Annotated in this window: 9 protein-coding genes; 6 read left to right on the forward strand and 3 right to left on the reverse strand. The window is 69.5% G+C overall.

Translation table 11 applies throughout. The features are described 5' to 3' along the window. From AC2W7M_RS13450 to AC2W7M_RS13460, 3 genes are all read right to left on the reverse strand, one after another. Positions 1 to 202: ABC transporter substrate-binding protein (locus tag AC2W7M_RS13450; RefSeq protein WP_486132782.1), on the reverse strand; the 202-nt coding region annotated here is incomplete at its 3' end. 175 nt (positions 203 to 377) lie between these two features. Then, positions 378 to 1133, reverse strand: coding sequence for an SDR family NAD(P)-dependent oxidoreductase (locus AC2W7M_RS13455; RefSeq protein ID WP_486132783.1), 756 nt, complete (start codon positions 1131 to 1133; stop codon positions 378 to 380). A gap of 46 nt (positions 1134 to 1179) precedes the next feature. Next, complete coding sequence (locus tag AC2W7M_RS13460) at positions 1180 to 1941, reverse strand: N-acyl homoserine lactonase family protein (protein ID WP_486132784.1); 762 nt, start codon at positions 1939 to 1941, stop codon at positions 1180 to 1182. A 387-nt stretch (positions 1942 to 2328) separates the two neighbouring features. On the opposite strand from AC2W7M_RS13460, the gene AC2W7M_RS13465 reads away from it, so the two are divergent. From AC2W7M_RS13465 to AC2W7M_RS13490, 6 genes are all read left to right on the forward strand, one after another. Continuing rightward, positions 2329 to 3243 carry an FAD binding domain-containing protein gene (locus AC2W7M_RS13465; RefSeq protein ID WP_486132785.1) on the forward strand — a complete coding sequence of 305 codons (915 nt, stop codon included), beginning with the start codon at positions 2329 to 2331 and terminating at the stop codon, positions 3241 to 3243. After that, entirely contained in the window at positions 3210 to 3701 is a 492-nt protein-coding gene (locus AC2W7M_RS13470) for a (2Fe-2S)-binding protein (protein WP_486132786.1), read from the forward strand. Before AC2W7M_RS13465 ends, AC2W7M_RS13470 begins: the two co-directional genes overlap by 34 nt. 1 nt (position 3702) lies before the next feature. Continuing rightward, a complete protein-coding gene (locus tag AC2W7M_RS13475; RefSeq protein WP_486132787.1) occupies positions 3703 to 6072 on the forward strand; it encodes a xanthine dehydrogenase family protein molybdopterin-binding subunit in 2370 nt (789 codons plus the stop codon). 35 nt (positions 6073 to 6107) lie between these two features. Continuing rightward, positions 6108 to 7499, forward strand: coding sequence for a tetratricopeptide repeat protein (locus AC2W7M_RS13480; RefSeq protein WP_486132788.1), 1392 nt, complete (start codon positions 6108 to 6110; stop codon positions 7497 to 7499). A gap of 107 nt (positions 7500 to 7606) precedes the next feature. Continuing rightward, positions 7607 to 8752, forward strand: a complete 1146-nt coding sequence (locus AC2W7M_RS13485) for an acyl-CoA dehydrogenase (RefSeq protein ID WP_486132790.1) — start codon at positions 7607 to 7609, stop codon at positions 8750 to 8752. A 95-nt stretch (positions 8753 to 8847) separates the two neighbouring features. Further along, a partial coding sequence (locus AC2W7M_RS13490) for an enoyl-CoA hydratase-related protein (protein ID WP_486132789.1) occupies positions 8848 to 9403 on the forward strand: 556 nt, incomplete at its 3' end.

A 9403-nucleotide genomic window follows, 5' to 3' on the forward strand; every position in this document is an offset into this window, starting at 1 on the left:
GGCCCATGATGCCGCCGGAGGCGTTGATCTCCTTCGCCGCCAGCTCCAGCGCCCAGCGCACCTGCTGGCCGATGGGCGCGAACGTGCCGGTGCTCGGCGTCACCACGCCGATCTTGATCGGGTCGGCGGCCAACGCAGCGCCCGACAGCGCCGTCGCGGCGAGCGCCGCCGCGAGAACAACCTTGTAACCTCGGATCTGCATGACGTTTCCCCTAGGCTTGTCTTCTTGGTGGTTGTCGCCCCCGGCGCCGGGACTTTGTGCCCTCGGCGGGGGGCCATCCGGAGCCGTGCCCGGATCTCTGCCTGCGCACTGTGGCGCCGGTGTGGGAGCGGCCGCGCCATGGAGTGCGCGTCGGGTCACCGCTGCGTGTACGGCCTCACACCATGGAGAAGCCGCCATTGACGCTGATGACCTGGCCGGTGATCCAGTCGGCGCCCGCGGAGGCGAGGAAGACCACCATGGGCGCCACGTCGCCCGGCTTGCCGATGCGGCGCAGCGGATAGGCCTTGACGATGCGCTCCATGTTCTTGGCCAGGAATTCGGGGTCCTGGTGCGCGGTCTCGATCAGGCCGAGGGCGATGGTGTTGACGGTGACGTTGTAGCGCCCCAGTTCCTTGGCCATGGACTTGCCGAGCGCGATGGTGCCGCCGCGCGCGGTGGCGGCGAGCGCGATGTTCGCCTCGCCGATGCGCGAGCTGTCGCCGACGATGTTGATCACCCGCCCGCTTTGCTGCTGCGCCATGTGCTTGGCCGCCGCATGGGAGCAGTTGAGCGCCCCGTAGAGGCAGATGTCGATCTGCCGCTTCCAGTCGGCAGGCTCGGATTCGATGAAGCGCTGGTATTTCACGTAGCCGGCATTGTTCACCAGGACGTCGAGGCTGCCCCATTCGGCGACGACGCCGTCGGTCATGGCGCGCACCTGCTCGTAGTCGGAGATGTCCGCCTTGACCGCCCGCGCGGTGCCGCCGGAGGCGGCGATGTCGTCCACCAGGGCCTGCGCCTCGGCCTGCGAGCTGTTGTAGTTGACCGCCACGCGCACCCCCTCGCGCGCCAGCGACCGGGCGATCTCGCCGCCCACGTCGCGCGCGCCGCCGGTGACGATGGCGACCTTCCCCTCGAGCCCGGTTTCCATCCGCTTTTCTCCCTTTGATTGTCTCGTTCCGGCGCCCGCGCGGGGCTCATGCATAGCCGTCGCGACCGGTCCGGAGCGTGCGCCACTGGTCGTCGTCATGGCCGCAGATCACGGTGGCGCCGCGCGCCTCCTCGGCCCGCACGGTCTCGTAGGAGGCGAGCAGCTTGGCGCGGTCCCAGGCGTTCATGGGCACCTCGTCGCGGTCGAGGTTGCGCTTCAGCGTCACCGCGTCCGAGGCGAGGAGAAACACCCCGTCGCCGGCAAGCTCCGCGCGCAGGCCCATGCATCCCGGCGTGTGGCCGGGCAGCGGAACGGTCACAAGCCGGCCGTCGCCGAACACGTCATGGCTGCCGGTGAGCGGGTCGAGGCGCATGGGCAGGTCCCATTCCACGCGGCGATAGCCCTGCGCATCCGCGCCCTCGGCCTCGGCAGCCTCAAGCTCGGCCGCATGGCAGAAGAACTCGGCCTTGCGGAAGAAGCAGTTGCAGCCGCAATGGTCGGGATGGAGATGCGAGTTCACGACGATGTCCACGTCGTCAGGCTGAAGCCCCAGCTCGGCGAGCGCCGCCACCACGCTGGTGCCGGGCGGCGCGATCGGCGTCATGAGGCGGGCAAGGCCGCCCCACCGCGCCTCGGCGTCGGTCTCCACGGAGGGGTGGCAGCCGGTGTCGAACAGCACATTGCCCTTGGGGTGCCGGAACAGGGTCGCGATGACCGGCATCTCGATCTGCTCCTCCTTCGCCGCGTCGGGCACGAAGATGCGGCGGCGCATGCGCACGCGCCCGCCGTCGAGGACATTCATCTTCATCGCCACACCTCCGCGCCGGCCGCGCGGCCTTCCGGATCGACGGTGAACCCGCGCGACGCCATGCCTGAGCGCTCCTCCCTTTGCCGCCGGAGGTGCCGCGCGGAAGTCCACCAGCTTTGGGGACGCCACACCGCACCGCAGCATAGATATATACTTATCTATTGGTAATCGATGGCACTGACTGCGTCAATCGCCGCCAGGCAACGCTCATGCTTCATGAAAATCATCGTTTTCATTGCATGCTGTTGGCCTTGACGCCGCCGAGAGCTTTTCATATCAAATATGTAAGTTCTAACATATAAGAACATCGAACCCGGCGCCGCCATACGCCCGGCCCATCGGCCGAAGGGCTCGGAGCGTTCGGTTCCAGGGGAAACGAGGGGGCAGATGAAGGCACCCGTGTTCGACTATCGCGCCCCAAAGAGCCTCGCCGAGGCGACGGCGATCCTCGCGGATGCCGGCCCCGACGGGCGCGTCCTCGCCGGCGGGCAGAGCTTGATGCCGATGATGAACATGCGCATCGTCGCGCCCGCCGTGCTGGTGGACATCAACCGCATCGAGGAACTGGCGCGCCTTGAGGTGGACGGCGGCACGCTCCGCGTCGGCGCGCTGGTGCGCCATGTGGAGATCCTGAATTCGCCGCTGGTGACGTCCGGCTGGCCGCTCATGAGCGAGGCCACGAGCTTTGTGGCCCACCCCGCCATCCGCAACCGCGGCACCACCTGCGGCAGCGTCGCCCACAACGACCCGGCGGCCGAGCACCCGAGCGTGCTGCTCACCCTCGGCGGCAGCGTCGTCATCGCCAGCGCCGCGGGGCGGCGGGAGCTGAAGGCGGAGGACTTTCTCCAGGGGCTGATGACCACCGCGCTGGAGCCGGGCGAGATGGTGGTGGAGTTGCGCTATCCCCCCATGCGCCCCGGGACCGGCTGGGCGTTCGTGGAATTCTCGCGGCGGCTCGGCGACTTCGCCTTGGGCGGGGCGGCGGCGCTGCTCACGCTGCGCCACGGCGTGTGCGAGGAGGCGCGCCTCACCCTCGTCGGCATGGGCGAGGGGCCGGTGCGTGTCACCGCCGCCGAAACCCTCCTCGCCGGCCAGCGGATCGACGCGGCACAGCGCCCGAATTGTTCGAGGCCGCGGCGCAGCTCGCGCGCGGTGCGGTCGATCCACCGAGGATGTCCATGCGGGCGCGGGCTACCGGCGGCACCTGGCGGGCGTGATGGCGCGCCGGGCGCTCGCCGCCGCGCTGGCGCGCAGCGGGAGGGCGCACCATGCCTGAGCAGCAGACCATCACCCTCACCGTGAACGGCCGCGTCCACACCAAGGACGTGGCGACGCGCACCTCGCTCGCCGACTTCCTGCGCGACCAGCTCCACCTCACCGGCACGCATCTGGGCTGCGAGCACGGCGTGTGCGGCGCCTGCACGGTGACGGTGGATGGGCGCACCGCGCGCGCCTGCCTGATGCTGGCGGTGCAGGCGGACGGGCGCACCGTCGTCACCATCGAGGGCCTCAAGGACCCGGACGGCGCCTGGCACCCGGTGCAGAAGGCGTTCTTCGAGAATTTCGCGGTCCAGTGCGGCTTCTGCACGCCCGGCTTCTTCGCCACCGCCATCGAGCTGCTGGCAGATAATCCGGACCCCAGCGAGGCCGAGATCCGCGAATACCTGTCCGGCAACATCTGCCGGTGCAGCGGCTACCAGGCGATCGTCGAGGCGGTGCGCGCGGCGGCAGCCGCCATGCACGACCATCAGCGGGGGTGAGATGTCGGGCACGCGCTTCGTCAATGAGAGGATGGTGGGCTCCTCGGTGCTGCCCGAGGAGGCGATCCCGCTGGTGGAGGGCGAGGCCCGCTTCCTGAACGACATCTCGTTCGCCGGGATGTTCCACGTCGCCTTCCTGCGCAGCCAGCACGCCCATGCGCGGCTCGCGCGCATCGACACAAGCCGCGCCCGCGCGCTGCCGGGCGTCATCACCGTGCTCACCGGCGCCGAGCTTCTCGGCAAGGTGGAGCCCTTCACCTCCATGCCCAACCGCTTCTCCGGCGGGCAGTCGACGCAGCACTGGCTGGCGGTGGAGAAGGTGCGCTTCTGCGGCGAGGCGATCTGCGCCGTGGTGGCCGAGAGCCGCGCTCTGGCGGAGGACGCGATCGAGCTGATCGAGGTGGACTACGAACCTTTGCCGGTCGTCACCACCGCCCGCGAGGGCGAGCGCGACGGCGCCCCGCTGGTGCACGACACCTGTCCCAACAACTACCTCATCAAGCGCGACTACCAGAGCGGCGACGTCGATGCCGCATTCGCCAACGCCCACCTCGTGGTGAAGCGCCGCTTCCAGCTCGGCCGCAAGCAGGCGCTGTGCATGGAGGGGCGCGGCTGCGTCGCCGCCTGGCGCGACGGCTCGTTCAAGCTCTCCATGTGGATGAGCCACCAGCTGCCTTATGTGGTGCGGCACTATCTCGCCAAGCATCTCGGCCTCTCGGAAACCGACATCCGCGTGGTGGCGCCGCAGACCGGCGGCGGCTTCGGCCAGAAGGCCTCCATCTATCCGGAGGAGTTCGTCTGCGCGTTCCTGGCGCTCCAGCTGCGCCGCCCGGTGAAGTGGGTGGAAGACAGGCTGGAGAACATGGTCGCCTCCACACATGCGCGCGAGCACGACATCGAGGTCCAGCTGGCGCTCGATGCCGAGGGGCGCATTCTCGCGCTCCAGTCGGACATCTGGACCGATGTGGGCGCCTATTCCACCTATCTGTGGTCCGCCGGCATGGAGCCGCTGCAGACCGGCGGCCTGATGCCGGGGCCCTACCAGGTGAAGGCGCTGCGCTACACGACGCGCGGCGTCGCCACCAACAAGACCCCGGTCGGCCCCTATCGCGCCGTGGGCCGCCCCTCGGCCTCCGCCTCGCTGGAGCTGCTGCTCGACCAGGCGGCGGCGGAGCTGGGCATCGATCCGGTGGAGATCCGCCGGCGCAACATCATCCCCCAGAGCGCCATGCCGTTTCGCAACGGCAACAACCTCGTCCACGACCATGTGGGCTACCTGCCCTGCCTCGACCTGGCGCTGGCGAAGTCCGGCTATGCGGCGCTGCGCAAGGAGCAGCAGGCAATGCTGGCCAAGGGCAAGCTGCGCGGCATCGGCGTCGCCTGCTTCGCCGAGCTGACCGGGCTCGGCACCAGCACCGCCGTCGGCCCCGGCACGCTGCTCCAGCCCGGCCGCGACGCGGTCACGCTGCGCCTTGAGACCTCGGGCAAGCTCACCATCGCCGCCGCTCTGCCCTCGCAGGGGCAGCGCATCGCCACCGCCATGCGGCAGGTGGCGGCGGACGAACTGGGCATCCGCCTCGACGACATCGCCTGCCTCACCAACGACACCGGCATGGCGCCCTACGGCTTCGGCACGTTCGCCTCGCGCACCGCCGTGTTCGGTTCCGGCGCGGTGATCCAGGCGGCGGGCGAATTGCGCCGCCGCATCCTGAACGTGGCGGCGGTGCTCATGAAGATGCCGGCCGAGGAGCTGATGCTCGCCGACAGCGTGGTGGAGACCATCGACCGCACGAAGTCCCTGCCCCTGCGCCAGCTGGCCGAGCACAGCTTCTTCTCCGCCAAGGACATTCCGAGCGAGATCAACCAGGGCTTCGAGGTCACGGCCTTCTACGATCCCAAGCACGGCTCGTTCGCCGCCGGCGCCCATGTGGTGGTGGTGGACGTGGACGCGGAGACCGGGCACGTGGAGATCGTGCGCTATGTGGCCGCCGAGGACGTGGGCCGCCTCATCAACCCCGCCGTGGTCGAAGGCCAGATCATCGGCGGCATCGCCCAGGGTATCGGCGAAGCGCTCTACGAGCAGCTGATCTACGACGAGAACGGCCAGCCGCGCACGGTGACGCTCGCCGACTATCTCGTGCCCTCCGCGCTCGAAGTGCCGCACATCGAGCTGCACCACGCCAACACGCCCTCCGGCGCGCTGGGCGGATTCAAGGGCTGCGGCGAGGGCTCGATCATCGGCGCGCTCGCCGGCATCTCCTGCGCCGTGGCGGACGCGCTGCGCCAGCGCGGCGGCGACATCTTCCACTTTCCGGCGACGCCGGAACGGGTGCTGCGCGGCCTCGGCGTCGCGCTCGACGAGGCGGCCTGATCGGCGCGCCGCGCAGCGAAAGAAGGGACACCGCCATGCATCAGGACATCCGCGGCCTCGACGTGACCACCACCAGCCCGAAGGCGGTCGCCCATCTCGACCGGGCGGTGGCGGACTATCTCAACTACGGCACCGGCGCCTCGGCGGAGGTGAAGGCGGCGCTCGCCGAGGACCCGTCCTGCGTGCTCGCTCAGTGCTATCGCGGCTACCTCCTGATGATGCTGGAGAACCCCGCCGTGTTCCCGAAGCTGCGCCAGACCCTGGCAGAGCTGGAGGCAGCGGGCGGCGACATCACGGCGCGCGAGCGGCTGCACCTCGCCGCCCTCAAGGCCTGGGTGAAGGGCGACCTCATGAATGCCTGCCTCGCGTGGGAGCAGGTGCTGAACCAGTGGCCGCAGGACCTCATGGCCCTCAAGCTGCACCACACCATGGCCTTCTACACCGGCCGCAACAACGTGCTGCGCGCGGTGGTCGCGGGCGCGCTGGGCGCCTGGGACGAGGCGACGCCCGGCTATTCCCACGTCCAGGGCATGTATGCCTATGCGCTGGAGGAATGCGGCGCCTATGCCGAAGCGGAGCGCTGGGGCCGCGCCGCGGTGGAGGCCAACCGGGACGATTTGTGGGCGATCCATTCCGTCGCCCACGTAATGGAGATGCAGGGCCGCTTCGACGAGGGCGCCGACTGGCTCGACTATTCCAAGGACGACTGGGCCAACAAGAATTTCTTCAAGGCCCATGTGTGGTGGCACCGCGGCCTGTTCCACATCGTCGCCGAGAACTACGACCGCGCGCTGAAGGTGTTCGACGAGGACCTGTCCTCGCTCAATTCGGAGACCTACATCGACGTCTCCAATCAGGCGGCGCTGCTGAAGCGCCTGCAGATCGCCGGCGTCGACGTGGGCAACCGCTGGGACCTCCTCGCCGAGCATTCGGCGACGCGCATTCACGACCACATCCTCCCCTTCCGCGACGCCCATTTCTGCCTCGCGCTCGCCGCCAAGGGGCGGTTCGACACCGCGCGCGAGCAGATCCAGTCCATGGCCGTCTTCGCCAAGGAAGGCGAGAGCTGGAACGCGCGCACCACCCAGGCGGTCCTCATTCCGCTGTGCGAAGCCATGATCGCCTATGAGAGCGGCGAATACGCCAAGGCCTGCGACATCCTCTGGCCCATGCGCAACGAGCTGGCGCCCATCGGCGGCAGCCTCGCCCAGCGCGATCTGTTCGCGCAGATCCTGATCGACGCGGCGGTGCGCGCCGGGCGCCTGCCCATGGCGCGCAGCCTGCTCTCCGAGCGGGTCGCCCAATTCCCCCGCGGGCGCCGCGGCTGGCGCGAATACGGCAAGGTGCTGGCCGACCTCGGCGAACTGGACCTTGCCGCCAAGGCGCACCGCAGCGTCGAGGCCCTGTCCGCCCCCGCAGCCGCCTGACCGGAAGAGCGACGATGACCCAGAGCACCGTCACCGAGACCGTCCTGCCGCGCAAGGTGGCGACCGTGCCGTCGAACCAATATGCGCCGTTCGATTGGCAGGACCCGATGCAGCTCGAAGGCCTGCTCACGGCCGAGGAGCGCATGGTGCGCGACACCTGCCGCGCCTACTGCCAGGAGCGGCTGATGCCGCGCATCCTGATGGCGAACCGCGAGCACCGCTTCGACCGCGAGATCATTTCCGAGTTCGGCGCGCTCGGCCTGCTCGGCCTCACCCTTCCCGAAACGTACGGCTGCGCCGGCAGCAGCTATGTGATCTACGGCTTGTGCGCGCGCGAGGCGGAGCGGGTGGACAGCGCCTACCGCTCGGCCATGAGCGCGCAGTCCTCGCTCGTCATGCACCCGATCTACGCCTATGGCAGCGAGGAGCAGCGCATGAAATACCTGCCGCGCCTCGCCACCGGCGAGATCGTCGGCTGCTTCGGCCTCACCGAGCCGGACGCGGGCTCCGATCCCGGCGCCATGGCGACCCGCGCCCGGAGCGTCGACGGCGGCTTCCTCATGAGCGGCGCCAAGTGCTGGATCACCAACGCCTCCATCGCCGATGTGTTCGTGATCTGGGCCAAGACCGACGACGGCGTCATCCGCGGCTTCCTCCTCGATCGCGGCATGAAGGGCCTGTCCACCCATGCGATCCAGGGCAAGCTGAGCCTGCACGCCTCGCCCACCGGCAACATCGCCATGGAGGACGTGTTCGTAGAGGCGGACCGAATGCTGCCGAACGTCACCGGTCTCGCCGGGCCGTTCGGCTGCCTCAACCGTGCGCGCTACGGCATCTCCTGGGGCGCCATGGGCGCGGCGGAATTCTGCTGGCACGCGGCGCGGCAATACACGCTCGACCGCAAGCAGTTCGGCCGCCCGCTCGCGGCCACCCAATTGGTGCAGAAGAAGCTGGTGGACATGCAGACCGAGATCACCCTCGGCCTGCTCGCCTGCCTCCAGGCCGGGCGCCTGTTCGATGCCGGGCAGATCGCGCCGGAGACCATCTCGCTGCTGAAGCGCAACAATTGCGGCAAGGCGCTCGACATCGCCCGCATGGCCCGCGACATGCACGGCGGCAACGGCATCAGCGACGAGTATCACGTCATGCGCCACATGGTGAACCTGGAGACGGTGAACACCTACGAGGGCACCCACGACGTGCACGCGCTGGTGCTCGGCCGCGCCCAGACCGGCCTCCAGGCGTTCTTCTGACGGCCGTCCGGAGCGGCCTGTCGCCAGCCCGGAGCGCCGGGGCTATCCTGCCGCGCCGGCAGCCAAGAAGAACAACGGGCGAAGGGAGTTCAGGCATGGACGGGACGACCGAGGCCGAGGGACGCATCGTCGCCGAGCGCACGGGCCCGGTGGCGCGGCTCGTCATCGACAATCCGGCCCGGCGCAACGCCATCGACCTGGCCATGTGGCGGCAGGCGCGCGACCTCCTGGATGAGATGGCGCATGCCCCCGAGGTGCGCGTGCTGGTGGTCGAGGGCCGCGGCGGAAAGGCCTTCGCCTCGGGCGCGGACATCTCCAAGTTCGAACGCGAGCGCGGCACCGCCGAGGCGGTGGAGGAATACAACGAGATCGCGGCCGGCGCCTACCGGCGGCTGAAACGCTTTCCCAAGCCCACGATCGCCTCCATCGGCGGCTTCTGCATCGGCGGCGGGCTGGCGCTCGCTCTGTGCTGCGACATCCGCATCTGCGAAGAGGGCTCGCGTTTCGCGGTGCCGGCGGCGAAGCTCGGGCTCGGCTACGGCATCGAGGGCCAGCGCAACCTCACCGAGGCGGTGGGGGCGGCGGTGGCCGCCGACCTGCTGTTCTCCGGCCGCAGGTGGGCGCCACCGAGGCGCTGGCGCTCGGGCTCGT

The sequence above is a fragment of the Xanthobacter sp. BG11Y11_SDJG genome, assembly GCF_057364445.1.

Bases quoted from the DNA above. Each gene is read 5' to 3' on its own strand.
- AC2W7M_RS13455 (WP_486132783.1), bottom strand. From the start codon at position 1,133: ATGGAAACCGGGCTCGAGGGGAAGGTCGCCATCGTCACCGGCGGCGCG.
- AC2W7M_RS13485 (WP_486132790.1), top strand. From the start codon at position 7,607: ATGCAGCTCGAAGGCCTGCTCACGGCCGAGGAGCGCATGGTGCGCGAC.
- AC2W7M_RS13460 (WP_486132784.1), bottom strand. From the start codon at position 1,941: ATGAAGATGAATGTCCTCGACGGCGGGCGCGTGCGCATGCGCCGCCGC.
- AC2W7M_RS13470 (WP_486132786.1), top strand. From the start codon at position 3,210: ATGCCTGAGCAGCAGACCATCACCCTCACCGTGAACGGCCGCGTCCAC.
- AC2W7M_RS13465 (WP_486132785.1), top strand. From the start codon at position 2,329: ATGAAGGCACCCGTGTTCGACTATCGCGCCCCAAAGAGCCTCGCCGAG.
- AC2W7M_RS13480 (WP_486132788.1), top strand. From the start codon at position 6,108: ATGCATCAGGACATCCGCGGCCTCGACGTGACCACCACCAGCCCGAAG.
- AC2W7M_RS13475 (WP_486132787.1), top strand. From the start codon at position 3,703: ATGTCGGGCACGCGCTTCGTCAATGAGAGGATGGTGGGCTCCTCGGTG.